The organism is Paracoccus marinus, assembly GCF_007018965.1.
GTDB lineage: Bacteria > Pseudomonadota > Alphaproteobacteria > Rhodobacterales > Rhodobacteraceae > Paracoccus > Paracoccus marinus.
On record NZ_VJYZ01000013.1, the window covers coordinates 30,163 to 52,986 of the forward strand.

A 22,824-nucleotide genomic window follows, 5' to 3' on the forward strand; every position below is an offset into this window, starting at 1 on the left:
GAGAAAGGGGCGCCACGCGGCGCCCCTTTTGCGTTCCGCAGGATCGGCCGGCGTCACCCGCCCGCGTTTTCCCCTGCCACCGCATCGTCCCACAGCACGTCGCCGTGCAGTTGGCGCAGCGTCGCCTTGACCACCTTGCCGGTCGCCCCGATCGGCAGGCTTTCGACGAAGATCACCCGGTCCGGCACCTGCCAGCGCGGCAGCTTGCCGTCGTAGAAGGCCAGAAGCTCGGCCTCGGTCAGGTCCGATCCGGGGCGCGGGATCGCGCAGATGACCGGGCGCTCGTCCCATTTCGGATGCCGCGCGGCGATGGCGGCGGCGTTCGCGACCTTGGGGTGGCCGACCGCGATGTTTTCCAGGTCCACGGTCGAAATCCACTCGCCGCCCGACTTGATGATGTCCTTGGACCGGTCGCGGATGATCGTGTATCCGTTCTCGTCCAGCGTCGCGATGTCGCCGGTGTCGAACCAGCCGTCGTCGGTAAGCGCCGACCGTCCTTGAGCGAAATACTGGTCCACCACCCAGTGGCCGCGAATCTGCAACTGGCCCTGCGTCTCGCCGTCGTTGGGCAGGATCGTGCCATTCTCGTCCACCACCCGCAGCTCGACCCCGTAGATCGGCTTACCCTGGCCGTTGCCGATCCGGTCCTGATCCTCGGCCGGCAGCGCCAGGTGCTTGGCGAGCGGCGCGTTCATGGTGCCCAGCGGCCCGGTTTCCGTCATTCCCCAGGCGTGGACCAGTTCAACCCCGTGGCGTTCGCGGAACGCGCGCCGCATCGACGGCGGCAGGGCCGATCCGCCGACGACCGTGCGCTTGAGCGTGGTGTGCCCGACCCCCTGCGCCTCGAGCGCGTTCAGCAGGCCCAGCCAGATCGTCGGCACGCCCGCGGCGAAGGTCACGCGCTCGTCCTGGATCAGCCGCACTAGGCTGTCCCCGTCCAGCCGCGGGCCGGGCAGCACCAGCCGCGACCCCGCCATCGCGGCGACATAAGGCGTGCCCCAGGCGTTGACGTGGAACATCGGCACGACCGGCAGCACCGTGTCGGCCGCGCCGACGCTCATCCCGTCGGGCTGGTTGGCGGTCATCGTGTGCAGCATCGTCGAGCGGTGGGTGTAAAGCACGCCCTTGGGATTGCCGGTCGTCCCCGAGGTGTAGCACAGCGACGAGGGCGCGGTTTCGTCCACTTCGGGCCAGGCGAAGTCGGGATCGCCCTCGGCCAGAAGGTCGTCGTGGAACAGAAGGCCCGGCAGCGTCGCCGCCGCCTCGTCGTCGCGCGCGCCCATCAGGACGAACGCCTCGATCGAGGGCAGTCGCTCGCGCAGCGCCGCGACCAGCGGCAGGAAGGTGCGTTCGACGAACAGCATCCGGTCGCCCGCGTCGGCGACGATGAAGGCCAGCTGCTCGGGCGACAGGCGCGGGTTGATCGTGTGACAGACCATGCCCGCGCCCGGCACGCCGAAATACAGTTCCAGGTGGCGGCGGTTGTTCCAGGCGAGCGTGGCGATCCGGTCGCCGGGCTTCATCCCGCGCCGCACCAGCGCCGAGGCGATGCGTCTGGCGTTCGCGCCCACGGTCGCCCAGTCCAGCCGCTCGAACCCGCCCTCGGTCACCGCCGACACGATTTCGGTATCGCCGTGATAACGCGCGGCGTGGTCGATCAGCGACGCGATCGACAGCTGTTGATACATCATTCCGCCGGACTGCATGACGGGCCCTCCCCTTCCCCGGTTCAATGGCGGCCATGTTTGCAGGGCCGGGACCGCGCACGCAATCCGCCCCGTCGCGTCACACCGGGCGACGGGGCGCGCGCGGAGCCGGTCAGCTCCAGGCGACTTCGGACAGGAAGATGTAGCCCGCGCCGTAGATCGTCTTGATGAGGCGCGGGTTCTTGGGGTCCTCGCCCAGCTTGGTGCGCAGCCGCGACACGCGCACGTCCATCGCCCGGTCGAAGCTGTCGCCCGCGGTGCCGCCGACCTGTTCCAGCATCTGCGCGCGGGTGATGAGCCGGCGCGGACTGTCGAGGAAGATCCGCAGCAGTTCCGATTCCGCGTGGCTCATGGGCGTGTCGGTGCCGTCCGGCGCGGTCAGGGCGTAGCGGTCGAAATCGGCGGTCCAGCCGGCAAAGCGGGCGCTCTGGCCGCCCCGCGCCGCCTCTCGCGCGGGTTTGCGCAGGCGGGCGCGGATGCGGGCCACGACCTCGGCCGGGTCGAACGGCTTGATGACATAGTCGTCGGCCCCCAGCTCCAGCCCCGTGACCCGGTCCTGCACCTGCGCCCGGCCCGAGATGATGATGACCGTCGTCCCCGACTGCGTGGCCAGCCGGTGGACCAGCGCCAGCCCGTCGCGGTCGGGCAGGCCAAGGTCGATCAGGCAGGCGTCGGGCGTCATCCGGCGCAGCCCCGCCTCGAACTCGGTCGCGCGGGCGAAGGACGCGGTGCGAAAGCCCGCATCCTCGAGCGCCGAGGCGAGCAGGCGCCGGATTTCCGGCTCGTCGTCGAGAATGGCGATCAGGGGGGCGTCACGGGTCAACAGGCAACCTTTCGATCTGTGCCGCTAGCTCGGCCGCCAGGAATGGCTTGGTCAGCACCGGCATGTCGAGACCCGCGCGCTCGGCATGGCCCGACGGCAGCGCCGTCATCAGGACCACGGGCAGGTTCGATCCGGCAAGCTCGACCCCGCGTCCGTCGCCGAGCTGCAGGTCCGACAGGATCACAGACAGGCCGGGCAGGTCCACAAGGCCGCGTGCCTCGGCAAGCGATCCGGCCTCGATCACGCTGTGGCCCAGCGCGGTCAGCATCTCGCGCACGCTTTCGCGGACATAGTCGTCATCATCGACCAGCAGCGCCATACGCGGCGTGACCTGCCGCCGCGGCAGGCGGATCTGCACCCGCGCGCCGCCCGACGCCACGTTGTCCAGCCGCAGCGTGCCGCCAGCCAGCTTGGTCTGGTCATAGACCATCGACAGCCCGAGGCCCGCCCCCTGCCCGCCCTTGGTGGTGTAGAACGGCTCGGTCCCGCGGCTGAGCGTCGCGTCGGAAAAGCCGGGGCCGGTGTCGGTCACGGTCAGCTGGATCCAGTTGCTGACCGCCCGCGCGTCAAGGTCGATCCGCCCCTGCCCCGCCATCGCGTCGCGCGCGTTCAGAAGCAGGTTCAGAAGCGAATCCTGCAACGATCCGGGGTCCAGCAGCAACGGCCCTCGGGTCAGGTCGCAGGACAGCCGAAGCGTGACCCCCGGCCCCAGCGACGGCTGCGCCATCGTGACCAGCCCGTCGAGCAGCGCGGGCACGTCCACCGCCTGCGGGGTGAGCGAACGCGGCCCGGTGATCGCGGCGATGCGGTTGAGAAGCGCGGCCCCGCGTTCGGCGGCGGCGCGGGTCGCCTTGACATCGGCGGCGGCGGCGGGCGGCAGGCCCGATTTCTCCAGCCGCCCCTGAAGCCCCAGGATGATCGTCATCAGGTTGCCGAAGTCGTGGGCAAGACCGGAAGTCATCTGCGCCGCAAGCGCCCGGCGGGCGGCGTGGGTCAGCGCCTCGCGCGCTTCGACCTCGGCCGTGACGTCGGCGGACAGCACATAGACCCCGGCCCCCGCCGCGTCGGGCGCGAACGCGACCCGGATGCGACGCCCCGACGGCGGATGCGTCAGCTCGAAGGTCTGGGGCTGCCCGTCCAGCGCCCGTTCCAGGTGCGGGCGGATGCGGGCAAAGGTTTCCTCGCCCAGCACCTCGACCGGGGTGCGGCCCTCGATCCCGGCGGCGTCGGCACCAAGGAACACCGAGCCGATCTGCTTGTTGGAAAACGTGTAGCGATAGGCGCGGTCCACATGGGCGATGTGCGCGGGCACCATCTCGGTCACGTGGCGGGTGCGCGCCTCGGCCTGGGTCAGGATGCGCTGCGCTTCCTGCAAGGCGGCGTTCGACGCGGCCAGCGCCCGGTTCGCGGCCGACAGGTTCTCGGCATAGGCCAGCAGTTGCTCCGACAGTTCCGCCGACCGCGCCCGCAAGAGCGCCTCGGTCCGCTTGATGTCGGTGATGTCGGTATAGACAGCGACCCAGCCGCCTTGTGCGAGCGGCGCGCCCTCGACCGAGAAGGTGCGCCCGTTCGGCCGCTGGCGCTCAAGGTAGTGCGGCTCGAACCGCCTCGCTTGGTCGACGCGCTGACGGATCGCCGCCTCGGGGTCGGCCTGCGGCCCGTATTCGCCCCGCGCGACCAAATAGGCGATCGTGTCCTCGAAGCTCGCGCCGGGCTGGATCAGCCGTTCCGGCAGGTCGAACATCTGCTGGTAGCCGCTGTTGGCCACCGCAAGCCGCAGGTCGGCGTCGAAGATCGAGATCGCCTGCGCGATCAGGTTCAGCCCCGACCGGGTCAGCTCAGCGTGGCCGTCGTCCTGCGCCATTCCATCCTGCCATGTCCCTGTCGTAACAATTTGTAGGATTCGCGCAAAACTACCGCAAGGTTCCGGCGTGATGGTTCAGTCGAGCCACGGGGAAGAGGAGCCCCGCGGCTCCCGGCGCGGAACGACGCGCCGGAGGGGGAGGAAGAATGAAGATGACGCAGCCCGACGCGGGCCCGCGGTCCATTCCGGCGCTGATCGCCCGGAACGCCGCGACCCACCGTGACCGGCCCGCCTACCGCGAGAAGGACCTGGGGATCTGGCAAAGCTGGACCTGGTCCCAGTCGCTGGACGAGATCCGGGCGCTGGCGCTGGGGCTGCTGGACCTTGGCCTGAACCGGGGCGACCACGTTGCCATCATCGGCCGCAACCGCCCCGCGCATTACTGGTCCATGGTCGCCGCGCAGATGTGCGGCGCGGTCCCGGTGCCGCTGTATCAGGACGCGGTCGCGTCCGAGATGGCGTATGTCCTTGGCCATTCCGGCGCCCGCTTCGTCGTCTGCGGCGACCAGGAACAGGTCGACAAGGTGATCGAGGCCGAGGAAAGCCAGCATACCGTCGACCGCATCATCTACACCGACAAGCGCGGCATGCGGAAATACGACCATTCGCGCATGACCGCGCTGGCCGACGTGCAGGCGCAGGGTCGCGCCGCCCGCGCAAGGCTGGAGGCCGAGCTGGACGCGCGGATCGCGGAACTCGACTACGACAGCACCTGCGTGATGCTGTACACCTCGGGGACCACGGGGAAACCCAAGGGCGTCGTCCTGTCGAACGGCAACGTCATCGAGACGGCGCGCAACTCGTCCGCCTTCGACAGGCTCAAGGCCAGCGAGGACATCCTGGCCTACCTGCCGATGGCATGGGTCGGCGACTTCATCTTTTCGGTCGGACAGGCGTCGTGGTGCGGGTTCTGCGTGAACTGCCCCGAGGGGTCGCACACCATGATGACCGACCTGCGCGAGATCGGCCCGACCTATTTCTTCGCCCCGCCGCGCGTGTTCGAGGGGCAGCTGACCAGCGTCATGATCCGGATGGAGGACGCGGGCCGCGTCAAGAAGTGGCTGTTCGACCGCTCGATGGCGCTTGCCCGCCGCGTCGGTCCCGCTCTGCTTGACGGCCGCTCCGTCGGCCCGCTGGACCGGCTGGGCTACGCCGCCGCGCGGCTGTTCGTGATCGGCCCGCTGAAGAACACGCTGGGCTTTTCCCGCATCCGCGTCGGCTATACGGCCGGTGAGGCGATCGGCCCGGAAATCTTCGACTTCTACCGCAGCCTCGGGATCAACCTGAAGCAGCTCTACGGCCAGACCGAGGCCACGGTGTTCATCACCCAGCAGCCCGACGGGCAGGTCCGGTCCGACACGGTGGGGGTGCCCTCGCCCGGCGTCGAGGTCCGCATCTCGGACTCGGGCGAGGTGCTGTACCGCAGCCCCGGCACCTTCGTCGAATACTACCGGAACGCCGAAAGCACCGCGTCCACCAAGGACGCCGAGGGCTGGGTCGCCACCGGCGACGCGGGCTTCTTCGAGGAAGCGACCGGGCACCTGCGGATCATCGACCGCGCCAAGGACGTGGGCAAGATGGCCGACGGGTCGCTGTTCGCCCCCAAGTATGTCGAAAACAAGCTGAAATTCTATCCCAACATCCTGGAAGCGGTGGTGGTCGGGAACGGCCGCGATTACTGCACCGCGCTCATCAACATCGACCTGACCGCGGTCGGCAACTGGGCGGAACGCAACAACATCGCCTACGCCTCCTACCAGGAACTGGCGGGCCACCCGCAGGTCTACGCGACCATCCGCCAGCATGTGGAAGAGGTGAACGCCTCGGTCGCGCAGGACCCGATGCTGTCGGGCTGCCAGATCGCGCGCTTCCTTGTCCTGCACAAGGAACTCGACGCCGACGACGGCGAGATGACCCGCACCCGCAAGATCAAGCGCGGCGTCATCTCGGAACGCTACGCCGACCTGATCGACGCGTTGTATGATGGCCGCGACAGCGTACGGACGGAAACCGAAGTCACCTACGAGGACGGCCGCAAGGGCAAGCTGCGCGCCACCGTGCGGATCGAGGATGCCCGGGTGCACCCGGCTGCCCGCGACGCCGCCATGCAGGCCGCGGCACAGAAGGTGGCGGCGGAATGATGCGGGCTGCGTTTCTTGCCGGCCTGCTCGCGGCCGGGCCGGCCGCGGCTGCGACCGACGCGGCTACGCTGATCGACCTGCTGGACGAGCGTTGCCTGACGCCGTTGATGGCGGGCCAGCCCGCCGATGCGACCGGCGTGAAAATCGCGTCCGGCGCACCGGCGGTAGGCACTCCGGGCAGCCAGCACGACGTTTCGGACGTGATCCCCGGCGTCGACCTGCGGCTGCAAACCCTGGAATCCGGGGTCAGTTCGTGCGGGTTGAGCCACGAGATCGACATGCAGTCGCAGGCGGATGCGGTCAACCACCTGCTTGGGACACGGATGGGCGACATGCAGTTCAAGCAGCTTGCCGCGCCGTGCGATACCGAAGGACTCCACTCAAACAGGATCTTCGAGTCCGCGGGTCACACGCCGAAAGGCAATCTGATCGGCGTCATCAGCTTCGTGATCCGGATCCCGGGCGCTCCCGAATCTCAGCATCTGGTGGTGGCCGAAAGCGACGTTCCCCTGACCCGGCACGAGGCCTGCAAATGAACGAGCACTCGATGACCGCAGACCTCGAACCCTACACCACCGCCGACGGCCGCAGGATCGGCGGCGTGATGATGGACCTTCGCAACATCACGCTGCGCTTCGGCGGCGTCACCGCGATCAAGGACATCAGCTTCGACATCCGCGAGGGCGAGATCCGCGCCATCATCGGCCCGAACGGCGCCGGCAAGTCGTCGATGCTGAACGTCATCTCGGGCTTTTACGTCCCGCAGGAAGGCGAGGTCTGGTTCCGCGGCAAGCGCCGCCCGGCGCTGCGGCCCTATCAGGTCGCGCGGCAGGGCATCGCGCGGACGTTCCAGAACATCGCGCTGTTCGACGGGATGACCGTGCTGGACAACATCATGACCGGCCGCCTGACGATGATGAAAAGCGGCCTTGTCGCCCAGGCGCTGTGGTGGGGGTCGGCAGAGCGCGAGGAGATCCTGCACCGCGAGCGGGTGGAGCGGATCATCGACTTCCTGGAAATCCAGAACCTCCGCAAGACGCCCGTCGGCCGCCTGCCCTATGGGCTGAAGAAGCGGGTGGAACTTGCCCGCGCGCTGGCGGCCGAGCCGTCGCTTCTGCTGCTCGACGAGCCGATGGCCGGGATGAACGTCGAGGAGAAAGAGGACATGAGCCGCTTCATCCTCGACGTGAACGACGAGTTCGGCACCACCATTGCGCTGATCGAACACGACATGGGCGTGGTCATGGACCTGTCCGACCGGGTCGTGGTGATGGATTACGGCCGCAAGATCGGCGACGGCACGCCCTCCGAGGTCCGCAACAACCAGGCCGTGATCGACGCCTATCTGGGGGTGGCGCATGACTGAGCGGTTCCTCGCCATCCTGTCGGCCGCCGCGCTGGCGCTGGCCGCGGGGCCCGCGCAGGCGAACTGGCTTGACCGCCTGACCGCCGGCGGTGACAGCGCCGATGCCGCGTTGCAGGTCGTTGACGAAACCTGCGTGGCGCCCATGGCCGCAGGCAAGCCGCCGCTGCTGCCCGAAAGCCCCGGCCCGGACGACCTTGCGGACGAGACGCTGCGCGCCCGCCTGGCCGACGCGGCGCAGCTTGGCGGCGACCAGCCGATATTCCGGTCGAAGAACCCCCATGTCTTCTTCGCCGGTCCCCGCGTGGACGATTTCTGCGTCGCGATCGCGCAGGGGCTGTCGGACGAGGCGGCCGGCCAGCCGTTCGACGCCTTCGTGTCGCGGATGTCGGAAACCTACGCGCCGGGGCGGATGATGATCACCGACGCCCGCCGGTCCGTGATCCTGACAAAGGCCGGGCCGATGGCCTTCTACCGCTTTCCCGCCAGGGGCGATCTGGAACCCGCGTCCGCGATCTGGGCGTTCGAAATGAACCCCGAGGGCGTCCCGGCCAGCTGCTTCGACCAGCAGGCCGGCCCGGTGACCTGCGGACAGGAATAGACCATGGAACAGCTTCTCTACGTCTCGGAAATCGTCGTGAACGGGCTGATGACCGGGGTCATGTACGCGCTCGTCGCGCTGGGCTTCGTGCTGATCTACAAGGCCTCGGGCGTGTTCAACTACGCGCAAGGTGTGATGGCGCTGTTCGCGGCCATGACGTTGGTCGGCATCCAGCAGGGGCAGGTGCCGTTCGCGCATCTCATCAACGCTCTGACGGGGATGCATGTCAGCAACTTCGGCTGGAACGTGCCCGCGGTCCTCGCCATCGCGCTGACGGCGGGCGTGATGGTGCTGCTGGCGATCGCGATCCAGAAGCTCGTGCTGCAGCATCTCGTCGGGCAAGAGCCGATCATCCTGTTCATGGCGACGCTGGGGCTGGCCTATTTCCTTGAGGGGCTGGGCGACGTGATGTGGGGCGCCGACGTCAAGACGCTGGACGTGGGGTTGCCGCAGGGGATTTCCGACGCGGCCGAGGCGCTGACGGCCCGGCTGACCGGCTACGGCTTCTTCATCGACCGGCTGGACATCTGGGCCGCGATCATCGCGACCGCCCTCGTCGCGGCACTGGTCGCGTTCAGCCAGTACACCAAGCAGGGCCGCGCCATGCGGGCGGTGGCCGACGATCACCAGGCTGCGCTGTCGGTGGGGATCTCGCTCAAGTTCGTGTGGATCATGGTGTGGTCGATCGCGGGCTTCGTCGCGCTGGTCGCGGGCATCATGTGGGGCACCAAGTCGGGCGTGCAGTTCTCGCTCAGCCTGATCGCGCTCAAGGCGCTGCCGGTGCTGATGCTGGGCGGCTTCACCTCGATCCCCGGCGCGATCGTCGGCGGGCTCATCATCGGGGTGGGCGAGAAGCTGTTTGAATACTTCGTCGGACCCATGATCGGCGGCGCGACGGAAACGTGGTTCGCCTATGTCCTCGCGCTCGGCTTCCTCGTGTTCCGGCCGCAGGGCCTGTTCGGCGAACGCATCATCGAGCGGGTGTGACGGACGTGGCTGCGAAGGCAACAGGAAAGGACCTGCGATGATCTATCGCGAGGCAGGCGACTTCAAGACCACCTACCAGGCCGACAACCAGACCTTCCCGCTGCGGCTGGACCGGATGGGCTACTACGCGATCCTCGCGGTGGCGTTCCTGGTGATCCCGTTCGTGATCTCGGACTACTGGGCCACGTCGGTGATGGTGCCGTTCCTGATCTACGCGATCGCGGCGCTGGGGCTGAACATCCTCGTGGGCTACGCGGGGCAGGTGTCGCTGGGCACGGGCGGCTTCATGGCGGTGGGCGCCTATGCCACCTACAAGCTGACGACGATGTTCCCGGACGTGTCGATCCTGATCCACGTCATCGTCTCGGGGCTGGTCACGGCGCTGGTGGGGATGCTGTTTGGGCTGCCGAGCCTGCGCATCAAAGGCTTCTACCTGGCGGTCGCCACGCTCGCCGCGCAGTTCTTCCTGATCTGGCTCTTCAACAAGGTGCCGTGGTTCTACAACTACTCGGCGTCGGGGCAGATCACGATGCCGGAACGCACCGTGCTGGGCCAGATCGTCACCGGGCCGGCCACGCCCGCTTGGGCCAAGTACCTCGTCTGCCTGACCTTCGCGGTGGCGCTGGCATGGCTGGCCCGCAACCTCACCCGCGGCACCATCGGCCGCAAGTGGATGGCGATCCGCGACATGGACATCGCGGCCGAGATCATCGGGGTGAACCCGCTGACCGCCAAGCTGACCGCCTTCGGCGTGTCGTCCTTTCTGATCGGGATCGCGGGGGCGCTGTTCTTTTCGATCTACCTCGGCGCGGCCGAGGCGTCCGAGGCGTTCGGGATCAACAAGTCCTTCCTCGTCCTCTTCATGGTCATCATAGGCGGGCTGGGGTCGATCTTCGGCAGCTTCGCGGGCGCGGCCTTCATGGTGCTGCTGCCGGTGTTTCTCAAGAACGTCCTCAGCGGCAGCCTGGGCTGGCCCACGGACCTTGCCGCGCATATCGAGCTGATGATCGTGGGCGCGCTGATCGTGTTCTTCCTGATCGTGGAACCGCACGGGCTCGCCCGCCTGTGGCGGCTGACGAAGGAAAAGCTGCGCCTGTGGCCGTTCCCGCACTGAGACCGGCACCGACTTCGCAACCAGACCGGGGCCAACCCGGCAGACAAACCGCATCCTTGGGAGGAAACTGGATGAAACTTCGCTTCGCTGCGCTGGCCACCGCCGCCGTCATGGCCGCGGGACCCGCGATGGCCGACCTCGTCGTGCCGAACCTGAGCTACCGCACCGGCCCCTACGCCGCCAACGGCAACCAGTACGCCGACGGCTTCAACGACTACTTCACGCTGCTGAACGAACGCGACGGCGGGATCGGCGGGCAGAAGATCCAGGTCCCGGAATGCGAGACCGCCTACAACACCGAAAAGGGGGTCGAATGCTACGAATCGACCAAGGGCAACGGCGCGCTGGTCTATAACCCGCTGTCCACCGGGATCACCTATCAGCTGATCCCCAAGGTCACCGCGGACGGCATCCCGATGTACACGCCGGGCTACGGCCGCACCTCGGCCAAGGACGGCGCGGTGTTCCCGTGGGTGTTCAACGCGCCCGCCAACTACTGGGACGGCGCCTCGGTCTCGGTGAAGTACCTGCTCGACCAGAACAACGGCTCGCTGGAAGGCAAGAAGATCGCGCTGATCTACCACAACAGCGCCTTCGGCAAGGAACCCATCCGCACCCTGCAGGAACTGGGCAAGAAGCACGGCTTCACCCTGACTGAACTGCCGGTCGAACCTCCGGGGCAGGAACAGAAGTCGCAGTGGCTGCAGATCCGCCGCGACAAGCCCGACTACGTGCTGATGTGGGGCTGGGGCGTGATGAACCAGGCCGCGATCCAGGAAGCCGCCAATATCCGCTTCCCGATGGAGAACTTCATCGGCGTGTGGTGGTCGGGCGGCGAAGTCGACGTGCTGCCCGCGGGCGCCGGCGCGAACGGCTACAAGTCGCTGACCTTCAACGGCGTGGGGCAGGACTATCCCTATTACGAGCAGCTCAAGCAGTACGTGATCGACCCGGGCAAGGCGTCGCAGGGCGGCCCGTCGATCGGGTCGGCGGTCTATTCGCGCGGCATGTACGCGGCACTCGTGATCGCCGAGGCGATCCGCAAGGCGCAGGAACTGGCCGGCACGTCCGAGATCACGCCCGCGCAGCTGCGCGACGGGTTCGAGGCGCTGAACATCACCGAGGAACGCATGGCCGAACTTGGCCTGCCGAACTTCGGCCAGCCGATCGTGCTGTCCTGCGCCAACCACGGCGGCGAGGGACAGGGCCGGGTCCAGCAATGGAACGCGGAAACCAAGACCTGGTCGCTGGTCAGCGAGTTCGCCACCCCCGACGCCGAGGTGCTGGAGCCGCTGATCCAGGCCGACGCGCAGGCCTTCGCGGCGGAGAACAGCATCACCCCCGCGACCTGCAACTGATCCGATGACGACTGCCCCGGCGGTCCGCCGCCGGGGTTCCCGACGCCTCAAGAATCCTGCCCTCCGAGGACGCCATGCTGGACACCACCGCCCAAACGACCGCCCGGCCCGCCGCCGCCGCAGGCGAAGCCCTGCTCGAGGTCAACAACATCGAGGTGATCTACAACCACGTCATCCTCGTTCTGAAGGGCGTCAGCCTGCACGTCCCGAAAGGCGGCATCACCGCGCTTCTGGGCGGCAACGGCGCGGGCAAGACGACCACGCTCAAGGCGATCTCGAACCTTCTGGCGTCGGAACGCGGCGAGGTGACGAAGGGCGCGATCACCTATCGCGGCCAGAACATCACCACGCTGAACCCTTCCGAGCTGGTCCGGCGCGGCGTCATCCAGGTCATGGAAGGACGCCACTGCTTCGAGCACCTGACGGTCGAGGAAAACCTGCTGACCGGCGCCTATACCCGCCGCGACGGCGCGGCCGCGATCAAGCGCGACCTCGACATGGTCTACACCTATTTCCCCCGCCTGAAGGAGCGCCGGAAAAGCCAGTCCGGCTATACCTCGGGCGGCGAGCAGCAGATGACGGCGATGGGCCGCGCGCTGATGAGCCGGCCGGAAACGATCCTGCTGGACGAGCCGTCGATGGGCCTTGCCCCCCAGCTGGTCGAGCAGATCTTCCAGATCGTGAAGGCCGTGAACGAAGGCGAGGGGGTGACGTTCCTTCTGGCCGAGCAGAACACCAACGTTGCCCTGCGCTACGCGCATTACGGCTACATTCTGGAAAACGGCCGCGTGGTGATGGACGGAAACGCCGCCGCCCTGCGCGAGAACCCGGACGTGAAGGAGTTCTACCTTGGCATGTCGGACGAGGGCCGCAAGTCGTTCCGCGACGTGCGCAGCTATCGCCGCCGCAAGCGGTGGCTGGCGTGAACGCCGTCACTTGAAGGCTGCTGCATGAAAGACCGCACCATGACCCACTACGACGATCTTGAAATCCGCAGCGCCGACGAACGCGCGGCCGACCTGCCCGCGATGCTGGGCCGCGCGATCGCGAACGCCAAGCTGGCCCCCGGCTTCGCCCGCGCCCTGCGCGATGTCGAGCCCGAGGATATCGCCTCGCCCGCCGACTTGGCCCGGCTGCCGGTCCTGCGAAAGTCCGAACTGTCCGAGGCGCAGGGCAAGCGCCGCCCCTTCGGCGGCTTCGCCACCCGGCGCACGGCCGAGTTCGACCACGTGTTCCAGTCTCCCGGCCCGATCTACGAACCCGGCCGGGTTGACGGCGACTGGTGGCGACTGGGCCGGTTCCTGCACGCGGCGGGCGTGGGCCACGGGGACATCGTCCAGAACTGCTTTGCCTATCACCTGACGCCTGCGGGCATGATGTTCGAAAGCGCCGCGCGCGCGGTCGGCGCGGCCGTCCTGCCCGCCGGCACCGGGCAGACCGAACTGCAGGTGCAGGCCGCGGCCGACATCGGCACCACCGCCTATGCGGGCACGCCCGACTACCTCAAGATCATCCTCGACAAGGCCGACGAGCTGGGGGTGCAGCTTGGCTTCACCCGCGCGGTCGTGGGCGGGGGCGCGCTATTCCCGTCGCTGCGCCAGCTTTACGCCGACCGCGGCATCGCCACGCTGCAATGCTATGCCACCGCCGATCTGGGCAGCATCGCCTACGAATCGGAAGCGATGGACGGGATGATCGTGGACGAAGGCGTGATCGTCGAAATCGTCCGCCCCGGCACCGGCGACCCCGTCCCCGAAGGCGAGGTCGGCGAAGTCCTCGTGACCACGCTCAACCCCGACTACCCGCTGATCCGCTTTGCCACGGGCGATTTGTCAGCGGTGCTTCCCGGCACCAGCCCTTGCGGCCGCACCAACACCCGCATCAAGGGCTGGATGGGCCGCGCCGACCAGACCGCCAAGATCAAGGGCATGTTCGTGCGCCCCGAACAGGTGGCGGCGCTGGTGTCGCGCCTGCCCGGCGTTGCACGGGCGCGTGTGATCGCGGACCGCGCGGGTGAAATGGACGTGATGACGGTGCAATTGGAAACCACCGCCGCAGACGCCGCATTATACGAAAGTACGGTGCTGGAGGCACTTAAGCTCAGGGGGCGGGTCGAAATCGTGGCGCCCGGTTCCTTGCCCAACGATGGCAAGGTGATCGAGGACCGGCGCAGCTACGGATAGGTCCGACCCCTCATTCAGATGAGGTTTTCCGCATGGTCGGACTGAAACTCGGCATTTCCGCGGCGCTGGCGTCGGCGGTTCTTCTTTCCACCCCGGCCGCGCAGGCCCAGAACCTTGAAGACATCCTGGGGACGGTCGTGCAGGGCCTCAGCGCCCAGCAGGCGGCCGAACAGGAACGCGCGCTTTGGGACGCGGTCCAGAAGCGCAACACGATCGCAGCCTACCGCTCGTATCTCGACGACTATCCGTCGGGGCCGCACGCGCAGACCGCGCGCGCCCGCATCGCGGCGGCCACCGGCCAGGACGACGCCGGCCGCACGACCGACGAGCCCACCAAGGGCCGCACCGGCCCGGTCGCGGCCCAGCGGCTGGAAGCGGATCTGGGCCTGTCGTCCTCGGCCCGCCGGCAGATCCAGCGCGACCTGACCGCGCTCGGCTACAACACCAACGGCACCGACGGCTCGTTCGGGCGCGGCACCCGCGCCGCGATCACGGCGTGGCAGCGCGCCAACCGGCTGGCGCAGACCACCTATCTGAACGCCGACCAGATCAGCCTGCTGCGCCGCCAGGCGGCCGAACGCGGCACCACGGCGGATCGTGACGACGACGATGCGGGCGACGCGGTGCGCGGCAGCAGTTCGTCGCGCAGCGAGCTGTCGCTGGGCCTGTCGCGCAATGACCGGGTCCGCATCCAGCAGCAGCTGACGAACCTCGGCTACGACACCAACGGCACCGACGGCCTGTTCGGATCGGGCACCCGCCGCGCCATCGGCCAGTGGCAGGAAGCCAACCGCTTCCCGCGCACCGGCTACCTGAACTCCACCCAGGTTTCGACGCTGCGCGACCAGGCGGGATCGCGGACCACCCCGCGCCCCGGCAACGACGACGTCGAGGAAGAGCTGCTGACGCTGAACCGCAGCGAGCGGGTCGAGGTGCAGGTGCTGCTCAGCCGGCTCGGCTACAACACCCGCGGCACCGACGGCACCTTCGGCAGCGGCACCCGGAACGCGATCGCCCGCTGGCAGGGAGCCAACGGCTGGCCCGCGACCGGCTACCTGAACGCCGACCAGATCCGCGCGCTGCGCAAGCAGGGCGGGACCGTCAGCGGGAACGAAGGGTCCGGCTCGTCCGGCAGCCGGGCCGACGAATCGGCCTGGGCGCGGGCGACCGCGGCCAAGACGCTCGCGGGCTATCAGGACTATCTGGACGACTACCCGGACGGCGCGCATGCGGCCGAGGCCAAGCGCCTCGTGGACCGATCGATCGCCGAATACGCCGACGAAGAGGCGGGGCTGCTGCCCGACGCGGGTGTCCGCAAGCTGGTTGAGGCGCGGCTGCAGGAACTGGGCTACAACCCCGGGACCGTGGACGGCAAGATGACGTCGTCCACCCGCACCGCGCTGCGCGAATATCAGCGCCGCAACGGCCTGACCGTCACCGGCTACGGCACGCAGCAGACGCTGATGCGGATGCTGGGCTCGCTGTAAGCGCCGCCGAGGCTCGCCCCTGCGAGGGGCGGGCCGCCTACCGTACGGGCGGGTCCATCCTGACCAGACGCACAAACGACAAAGGCCCGCAGCGATCCGCTGCGGGCCTTTCCGTCACAAGATCCCGGACCTGAAGTCCAGGCCGGGGCGATCAGCCCTGGCGCGCCTTGAACCGGCGCTGGGTCTTGTTGATGACATAGACGCGGCCTTTGCGGCGCACGACCTGGCAGTCCCGGTGACGCTCTTTCAGCGAACGCAGCGAGTTGCGAACCTTCATCGGTCTCTCTCCTCTTCGCGGCGCTCGCGAGTGCGCCTTGAAACATAAATGCCCCCGGTGACGTGCCGGGGGCGGCGAAACTATGGTGGGCGGTACTGGGATCGAACCAGTGGCCACTACGATGTCAACGTAGTGCTCTACCGCTGAGCTAACCGCCCGTGCCATGTGATTCCGGGACCTGCGTCCCCGAACCTTCTGGTCCGCGTGTCTATATCGGCGGTTTCCACCCCTTGCAAGTGGGCTTTGCGATCCGCTCGACTTGCCTGTAACTGTTGCCTGCGAGCGACGGAACGGCCCTCATGCAGCGCGATTTTCCGACCCTCTTCGACCTTGCCCGGCCGGACCGCTGGACGGGCGGCGTCATCTTCGCCTCGCCCCATTCGGGGCGGGATTACCCCGACTGGTTCCTGGCCGAATCGCGCCTGACCCCGTTCGAGCTGCGCTCGTCCGAGGATGCGTTCGTGGACCGGCTGATCGCGCCCGCGATCCGGCACGGGGCGGTCGTGCTGACCGCGCGGATTCCGCGCGCGCTGGTGGACCTGAACCGCGGCGCCGACGAACTGGACCCCCGCGCGATCGAGGGCGGGGCCAGCGGCCGCGCCAGCGCGCGGGTCCTGTCGGGGCTGGGGGTCATCCCCCGCGTCGTCGGGCACGGGCGCGAGATCCGCCACCGCCCTCTGCCCCGGGCCGAGGCGATGCGCCGGATCGACGACGCCTGGCGCCCCTATCACCGCGCGCTCGAGGCCTTGATGGACGAGGCGCGCGGCCGCTTCGGGCAGGCGATCCTGATCGACGTCCATTCGATGCCCCACGCGGCGCTGAGCCACCTGCCCGGCACCGCGCCGGAACTGGTGCTGGGCGACCGCAACGGCCATTCCGCCGGCCGCGCCTTCAGCAGGCGGGTCGCGGCCGAAGCGGCGGCGGCCGGGTTCCGCATCCGCCAGAACTCCCCCTTCGCGGGGGCCTATGTGCTTGGCGCCCATGGCCGCCCGGCCGAGCAGCGGCACGCGATCCAGATCGAGATCGACCGCTCGCTCTACATGGATGAGGCGGCGGTCCGGCCGCATGACGGGTTCGACGCAACCGCGACCCGGATCGAGGCGCTGATCGCTCGCATCTGCGCCCTGGCCGAAGGCGGGCGGCGGACCGACATGGCCGCCGAATAGCACTTAGGCGGCCGCGTTGGTCCGGGCGCCGAAGATCGCGCTGCCGACCCGCACATGGGTCGCGCCATGGGCGATCGCGGTCTCGAAATCCGCGCTCATCCCCATCGACAGGCCCGGCAGGCCGTTCGCCTGCGCGATGGACCGCAGCAGGCGGAAATGCGGGGTGGCGTCCTCGCCCTCGGGCGGGATGCACATCGCGCCGTCCAGCCGCAGCCCGTCCGCGCGGCAGGCGGCGACGAAGGCGTCGGCGTCCGCGGGCAGCACCCCCGCCTTCTGCGGCTCGGCCCCGGTGTTGACCTGCACGAACAGCGCCGGCTGCCGCCCGTCGGCATCGGCAAGCCGCGCCAGGCGGGTCGCCAGCGACGGCCGGTCCAGCGTATGGATGGCGTCGAACAGCGCCGCCGCGGCCTTGGCCTTGTTGCCTTGCAGCGGCCCGATCATGTGCAGCTCGACCCCCGGATACGCCGCCCGCCAGCCGGGCCACTTGCCCTGCGCTTCCTGCACGTAGTTTTCGCCGAACACCCGCTGGCCCCGGTCCAGCACGGCGCGCACGCGCCCGGGGGGCTGCACCTTGCTGACCGCGATCAACGTCACGCTGCCGGGTTCGCGGCCGGCTGCCGTCTCGGCCGCGCGGATGCGGCGGGTGATGTCGTCAAGGCTCATTCGCGGGCACGTCCCGGATCGGGTGGCAGGTCACGCGCGTCAGGGTTTCAAACGGAAAGAGCGGGCGCAAGGCCCGCTCTTCCACATTCATGCGACGTGATCGGTCAGATCAGAAGTCGAAGCGCACGCCGGCGTCGGCGCGGATCTTCTCGTCGTAGCCGCGCTCGATGGCGCCCGACAGACGCGCGCCGCCGAGGTCGTAGTTGCCGCCCAGGCCGAACGCGGTGTCGGTTTCTTTGCCGTCCGAGTCGTTGTTGGCGACATAGGCTTCGATCGTGGTCAGCGGAGCGACTTCGAACGAACCGTACAGGACGATCGTGTCGCCGGCGCTTTCTTCCAGGATCTCGAAGAAGTCGCCGTCGCCGTCGATGTCGTTGACGTCGATGAAGCGGTCGTCGCCGTTGTCGATGTAGTTCAGGCCGACCTGAACGGTGTCACGCAGCTTGTACGCGCCGCCGATGCCGAACTGGTCGTTGTCCTCGATGCCGGCGCCGTTCATGACACCCGCGGCCGAGATCGAGAAACGGTCAGCTTCGTAGAACACCGAAAGAGCGTACTCTTCCTCGAAGCCGAAGGTTTCTTCCGACGAGTCGGTGCCCGACTGGTCCGGGTCGATGTACGAGAACTTGGTCGCGAACGGACCGAAGTCGTATTCGGCCGAGATGCCGAGACGGTAGGTGCCGCCCAGCGTGCCGTCTTCGCTGTAGGGGCTGGTTTCGTACGCGAAGAACGCGCCCGAAGCGTTGCCGAACGAACGGTCGTAGATACCGACTTCCGAGTCAGCCAGCAGTTCCGCGTCATCGTAGGCCGAGCCGACGTTGCCGACGGTCACGGTCAGGCCCTGCGAGCGAACCCAGAGCTGGCCGGCGTTGAGGACAGCTGCCTCACCACGGCTGGAGTTGTTCTGGTCCCACTGCATACGGATCCGGCCGCCGAAGTCGACGTTGCTGTCGGTGGTCTTCGAGGCGTCGATGTTCATCCGCAGGCGGCTGATGATCTGGGTCGAGTTGGCTTCTTCGCCAGCGATCTCACGATCTTCCTGGTAGTCGATACCGGTGCGGCCGTAGCCCGAGATCTTGACGTCGGCGGCGGCGATCCCGGCCGAGCAGACCAGCGCGGTGGTCGCGATCAGAACCTTTTTCATGTCTTTCCCTCTTCTCTCTCAGTACCCCCCGGCAATGCCTCGCCATGGGTATGCAACGAGATGTCCCGTTTTTGGCCCTTCAAGGCAAACTAATCGGTAAGGCTGCGCCGACATCGTGGCCGCTGTGCGGCCTTAAGGTCACACTTCCGTGTTGCGGATGCACCTGTGACTACCGGCTTGTCGGTTTGGCGCGGTTCACGCTAAGAAACGGCGACAGGAACGCAGGACCGAGGGCCGCATGAAACGACAGATCCGCCGCATCCCGGCGCTGGTGATTCTGGCCGCTTTCGTCGCGAGCTGCGGCCCCGGCGCCGAAAGCCCGGTCGCGACCAACCGCGAGCGGCGCGAGGCGCAGGAAGGCACGACGATCTGGGACGTGTTCGGCAACAACGGCAATCCCGACCAGGCGGTCGCCGTGAACCGCTACCTGTGGAACGCCAGCCTCGAGGTCCTGAACTTCCTGCCGATCCAGTCGATCGACCCCTTCACCGGCGTGATCGTGACCGGCTACGGCACCCCGCCGGGCGGCGGCCGCGCCTATCGCGCCACCGTGAACATCAGTGACCCGGCGCTGGATGCGCGCAGCCTGCGGCTGTCCCTGCAGGGCGCCGGCGGCAGCGCCGTTGCCCCCGATACCGTGCGCGCGATCGAGGATGCGATCCTGACCCGCGCCCGCCAGCTGCGGGTCCGCGACTCGCGCTACTGACCGCGTCGGACGGCGGCCGGTTTCCACGGCCGGCCCAACTCCGCGACCCGGCCCCGCCCCGCGACCCGCCCCACCCCGCGACCGGGGCCGGGCGCTAGACCTTGGCCCGGAGCGTCGCTAAACCCGGACGGCAACCCGCCAGCGGAGGTCCGTCCATGCCCTATGATCCAGCCAACAGCGAATCGCGCTGGCAGCAGGCGTGGGACCAGGCCGGCACCTTCGTCGCCCGGCGGGACGAGCGGCCGAAATACTACGTGCTCGAGATGTTCCCCTATCCGTCGGGGCGGATCCACATGGGCCACGTCCGCAACTACACGATGGGCGACGTGGTCGCGCGCTACAAGCGTGCGCAGGGGTTCAGCATCCTGCATCCGATGGGCTGGGACGCCTTCGGCATGCCCGCCGAGAACGCGGCGATGGAAAACGGCGGTCACCCGCGCGACTGGACCTATGCCAACATCGCCACCATGAAGCAGCAGATGAAGCCGCTGGGCCTGGCGATCGACTGGACCCGCGAGTTCGCCACCTGCGACGACGATTACGTCGCCCAGCAGCAGGCGCTGTTTCTCGACATGCTCGACGCCGGGCTGATCTATCGCAAGGCCGCCGTGGTCAACTGGGACCCGGTGGACATGACGGTGCTGGCCAACGAGCAGGTGATCGACGGCAAGGGCTGGCGCTCGGGCGAGCCGGTCGAGCGGCGCGAGCTGACGCAATGGTTCTTCCGCATCACGGACTATGCCGACGAGCTTCTGGACGCGCTCGACGGGCTGGACGGCTGGCCCGAAAAGGTGCGGCTGATGCAGGCCAACTGGATCGGCCGCTCGCGCGGGGTGCAGCTGCGCTTCGACACCGTGAACGCGCCCGATTTCCCGGGGATCGAGGTCTATACGACCCGTCCCGACACCCTGATGGGGGCAAGCTTCCTGTCGATCAGCGCCGACCATCCGCTGGCGAAATCGCTTGAATCCGACCCGGCCATCGCCGCCGTCGCGGCCGAGGCGCGCCGCACCGGCACGTCCGAGGAGGCGCTGGAGAAGGCCGAGAAGATCGGCATCGACACCGGCATCCGGGTCCGCCACCCGCTGGACCCGTCGCGCGAGCTGCCGGTCTGGATCGCGAACTTCGTCCTGATGGACTACGGCACCGGCGCGGTCATGGGATCGCCCGCCCACGACCAGCGCGACCACGACTTCGCGGTGAAATACGGGCTGCCGATCCTGGCGGCCTTCGGCGAGCGCGGCGCGACGCGGGCGCAGGCCGACGCGGCGGTGGCGGCCCAGCCGTTCACCCCGCCGAAATCCGAGCCCGTGACCTATGTGCGCGGCTTCGCGGGCGAGGGCGACCAGACTGGCGACCAGACTGGCGAGGCCGCCGTGGACGCGGCCATCGCGCACGCCGAGGCGCAGGGCTACGGCGAGGGCGTCACCCGCTTCCGCCTGCGCGACTGGGGCATCTCGCGCCAGCGCTACTGGGGTTGCCCGATCCCGGTGCTGCACTGCGACACATGCGGTGTCGTGCCCGAGGCCAAGGCGAACCTTCCGGTCCTGCTGCCGCTCGACGTGTCGTTCGACGTGCCGGGCAACCCGCTGGACCGCCACCCGACCTGGCGCGACGCGACCTGCCCGGGCTGCGGCGGCGCCGCCCGGCGCGAGACGGACACGATGGACACCTTTGTCGATTCCTCGTGGTATTTCGCCCGCTTCACCTCGCCCCACGCGACGACGCCCACCGACGCGGCCGACGCCGATTACTGGATGAACGTGGACCAGTATATCGGCGGGGTGGAGCACGCGATCCTGCACCTGCTGTATTCCCGCTTCTTCGCCCGCGCGATGGTCAGGACCGGCCACCTGCCCGCCAAGGCGTCCGAGCCGATCGCCGCGCTGTTCACGCAGGGCATGGTCACGCACGAGATCTACCAGACCCGCGACGACCGCGGCCGCCCGGTCTATCACCTGCCCGAGGAGGTAAGCGGCGGAAAGCTGGCCGACGGCACGGCGGTCGAGGTCATCCCCTCGGCCAAGATGTCGAAGTCCAAGAAGAACGTCGTCGATCCCGTGGACATCGTGACCCGCTTCGGCGCCGATACCGCGCGCTGGTTCATGCTGTCCGACAGCCCGCCCGAACGCGACGTGGAATGGACCGCCTCGGGGGCCGAGGCCGCGTCAAAGTTCCTCGCCCGCGTCTATCGGCTGGCCGAGGAAACGGGGGCCGCGCCCGACGCTCCAGATCGGAACGCCCCCGACCGCGACGATCCCGACCTGACCCGCGCCGCCCACCGCGCCATCGACGAGGTGACGCGCGCGCTGGACGGATTCGCGTTCAACAAGGCGATCGCCAAGCTCTACGAACTCGCCAACGCCGTGGGCCGGTCGCAGGCCTCGGGCGAGCCGCGCCGCGCCGTGATGCGGATCGTGGCGCAGCTGATGGCGCCGATGGTCCCGCATCTGGCCGAGGACGTGTGGGCGCTGAGCGGCGGCCAAGGGATGGCGGTCGATGCGCCCTGGCCCACGGCCGACGCCGCCGCGCTGGTGCAGGACAGCGTGACCCTGCCGATCCAGATCAACGGCAAGCGCCGGGGCGAGATCACGGTGCCCGCTGCCATGTCCCCGGCGGATGTCGAGCAGGCGGTGCTGGCCGACGAGGCGGTGCAGCGGTTCCTGAACGGCCAGCCGCCCCGCAAGCTGATCGTGGTGCCGGGGCGGATCGTCAATGTCGTCGCGTGACCTGACCCGCCGCCGCGCGGTGCTGGCGGCGCTGTCGGGCGTGGCCGTCGTTCTGGGCGTGGCCGCCTGCGGCTTCACGCCGGTTTACGGCCCGCAGGGCGGCGGCACCGCGCTGTGGGGGCAGGTCCGCGCCGCCGACCCGCGGTCGCAGGACGATTTCACCTTCATGCGCCAGATCCAGGACCGGCTTGGTCCCGAAGGGTCGCGCTACGCGCTCGACTATCGCCTGAACGTCGCGGTGGTGCCGCAGGCGATCACGCCCGACGAGGTGACGACGCGCTATTCGCTCAACGGCACCGCCAGCTACAGCCTGATCGACGCGACCAGCGGCGCCCGCGTGACCGAGGGGCAGGTGAGCAACTTCACCAGCTATTCGACGGTGGGCACGACCATCGCCACCACGGCGGGCGAACGCGACGCGCGCGAGCGGCTGACGACGATGCTGGCCGACCAGGTGGTGACGCGGCTTCTGGCCGCGGCGCCGCCCGCGCGCTGAGCGGCGCGGGCGGGGC

Annotated in this window: 20 protein-coding genes and 1 tRNA gene; 14 read left to right on the plus strand and 7 right to left on the minus strand. The window is 68.6% G+C overall.

Going from position 1 to position 22,824, the window contains the following annotated elements; genetic code table 11:
• Positions 1–53 precede the first annotated feature (53 nt).
• The 3 genes from FNF32_RS07905 to FNF32_RS07915 form a co-directional block, all read right to left on the minus strand.
• Positions 54–1,706 (minus strand): long-chain fatty acid--CoA ligase, encoded by a 1,653-nt coding sequence (locus tag FNF32_RS07905; protein WP_246087740.1) that lies wholly within the window; start codon positions 1,704–1,706, stop codon positions 54–56.
• A 112-nt stretch (positions 1,707–1,818) separates the two neighbouring features.
• Positions 1,819–2,529, minus strand: a complete 711-nt coding sequence (locus FNF32_RS07910) for a response regulator transcription factor (protein WP_131673435.1) — start codon at positions 2,527–2,529, stop codon at positions 1,819–1,821.
• Positions 2,519–4,393 carry a PAS-domain containing protein gene (locus FNF32_RS07915; protein WP_131673436.1) on the minus strand — a complete coding sequence of 625 codons (1,875 nt, stop codon included), beginning with the start codon at positions 4,391–4,393 and terminating at the stop codon, positions 2,519–2,521. Before FNF32_RS07915 ends, FNF32_RS07910 begins: the two co-directional genes overlap by 11 nt.
• Before the next feature lie 146 nt (positions 4,394–4,539).
• Between FNF32_RS07915 and FNF32_RS07920 the strand changes: the two genes are divergently transcribed.
• The 10 genes from FNF32_RS07920 to FNF32_RS07965 all read left to right on the plus strand — a co-directional run bounded on the left by FNF32_RS07920 (position 4,540) and on the right by FNF32_RS07965 (position 15,627).
• Entirely contained in the window at positions 4,540–6,534 is a 1,995-nt protein-coding gene (locus tag FNF32_RS07920) for an AMP-binding protein (RefSeq protein WP_131673437.1), read from the plus strand.
• The gene (locus tag FNF32_RS07925; RefSeq protein WP_131673438.1) at positions 6,531–7,070 is read left to right on the plus strand and encodes a hypothetical protein; all 540 of its coding nucleotides are present in this window, start codon (positions 6,531–6,533) and stop codon (positions 7,068–7,070) included. The genes FNF32_RS07920 and FNF32_RS07925 overlap by 4 nt, the downstream gene beginning before the upstream one ends.
• Positions 7,071–7,081: 11 nt before the next feature.
• Entirely contained in the window at positions 7,082–7,900 is an 819-nt protein-coding gene (locus FNF32_RS07930; RefSeq protein ID WP_185961895.1) for an ABC transporter ATP-binding protein, read from the plus strand.
• A complete protein-coding gene (locus FNF32_RS07935) occupies positions 7,893–8,498 on the plus strand; it encodes a hypothetical protein (protein WP_131673440.1) in 606 nt (201 codons plus the stop codon). The genes FNF32_RS07930 and FNF32_RS07935 overlap by 8 nt, the downstream gene beginning before the upstream one ends.
• 3 nt (positions 8,499–8,501) lie before the next feature.
• A complete protein-coding gene (locus FNF32_RS07940; protein ID WP_131673441.1) occupies positions 8,502–9,485 on the plus strand; it encodes a branched-chain amino acid ABC transporter permease in 984 nt (327 codons plus the stop codon).
• A gap of 37 nt (positions 9,486–9,522) precedes the next feature.
• Positions 9,523–10,599, plus strand: a complete 1,077-nt coding sequence (locus FNF32_RS07945) for a branched-chain amino acid ABC transporter permease (RefSeq protein WP_131673442.1) — start codon at positions 9,523–9,525, stop codon at positions 10,597–10,599.
• A gap of 71 nt (positions 10,600–10,670) precedes the next feature.
• The gene (locus tag FNF32_RS07950) at positions 10,671–11,957 is read left to right on the plus strand and encodes an ABC transporter substrate-binding protein (protein ID WP_131673443.1); all 1,287 of its coding nucleotides are present in this window, start codon (positions 10,671–10,673) and stop codon (positions 11,955–11,957) included.
• Between the two features lie 74 nt (positions 11,958–12,031).
• On the plus strand, positions 12,032–12,883 hold the full coding sequence (locus FNF32_RS07955) for an ABC transporter ATP-binding protein (RefSeq protein WP_131673444.1): 852 nt from the start codon (positions 12,032–12,034) through the stop codon (positions 12,881–12,883).
• Between the two features lie 39 nt (positions 12,884–12,922).
• Positions 12,923–14,140, plus strand: a complete 1,218-nt coding sequence (locus FNF32_RS07960) for a phenylacetate--CoA ligase family protein (RefSeq protein WP_131673475.1) — start codon at positions 12,923–12,925, stop codon at positions 14,138–14,140.
• Between the two features lie 32 nt (positions 14,141–14,172).
• Positions 14,173–15,627 (plus strand): peptidoglycan-binding domain-containing protein, encoded by a 1,455-nt coding sequence (locus FNF32_RS07965; protein WP_131673445.1) that lies wholly within the window; start codon positions 14,173–14,175, stop codon positions 15,625–15,627.
• Positions 15,628–15,778: 151 nt separating this feature from the next.
• On the opposite strand, the gene ykgO is transcribed toward FNF32_RS07965, so the two are convergent.
• A complete protein-coding gene (gene ykgO / locus FNF32_RS07970; protein ID WP_131673446.1) occupies positions 15,779–15,904 on the minus strand; it encodes a type B 50S ribosomal protein L36 in 126 nt (41 codons plus the stop codon).
• Positions 15,905–15,987: 83 nt separating this feature from the next.
• Positions 15,988–16,062, minus strand: a tRNA-Val gene (locus tag FNF32_RS07975).
• A gap of 141 nt (positions 16,063–16,203) precedes the next feature.
• Between FNF32_RS07975 and FNF32_RS07980 the strand changes: the two genes are divergently transcribed.
• On the plus strand, positions 16,204–17,070 hold the full coding sequence (locus FNF32_RS07980; protein ID WP_131673447.1) for an N-formylglutamate amidohydrolase: 867 nt from the start codon (positions 16,204–16,206) through the stop codon (positions 17,068–17,070).
• 3 nt (positions 17,071–17,073) lie between these two features.
• On the opposite strand, the gene FNF32_RS07985 is transcribed toward FNF32_RS07980, so the two are convergent.
• Complete coding sequence (locus tag FNF32_RS07985) at positions 17,074–17,733, minus strand: YggS family pyridoxal phosphate-dependent enzyme (RefSeq protein ID WP_131673448.1); 660 nt, start codon at positions 17,731–17,733, stop codon at positions 17,074–17,076.
• Between the two features lie 109 nt (positions 17,734–17,842).
• On the minus strand, positions 17,843–18,877 hold the full coding sequence (locus FNF32_RS07990; protein ID WP_131673449.1) for a porin: 1,035 nt from the start codon (positions 18,875–18,877) through the stop codon (positions 17,843–17,845).
• Positions 18,878–19,115: 238 nt separating this feature from the next.
• Between FNF32_RS07990 and FNF32_RS07995 the strand changes: the two genes are divergently transcribed.
• The 3 genes from FNF32_RS07995 to lptE all read left to right on the plus strand — a co-directional run bounded on the left by FNF32_RS07995 (position 19,116) and on the right by lptE (position 22,808).
• Entirely contained in the window at positions 19,116–19,583 is a 468-nt protein-coding gene (locus FNF32_RS07995; protein ID WP_131673450.1) for a DUF3576 domain-containing protein, read from the plus strand.
• A gap of 155 nt (positions 19,584–19,738) precedes the next feature.
• Complete coding sequence (gene leuS, locus FNF32_RS08000; RefSeq protein ID WP_131673451.1) at positions 19,739–22,312, plus strand: leucine--tRNA ligase; 2,574 nt, start codon at positions 19,739–19,741, stop codon at positions 22,310–22,312.
• Positions 22,299–22,808, plus strand: coding sequence for an LPS assembly lipoprotein LptE (lptE, locus tag FNF32_RS08005; RefSeq protein ID WP_131673452.1), 510 nt, complete (start codon positions 22,299–22,301; stop codon positions 22,806–22,808). Before leuS ends, lptE begins: the two co-directional genes overlap by 14 nt.
• The last annotated feature ends 16 nt before the right edge of the window (positions 22,809–22,824 follow it).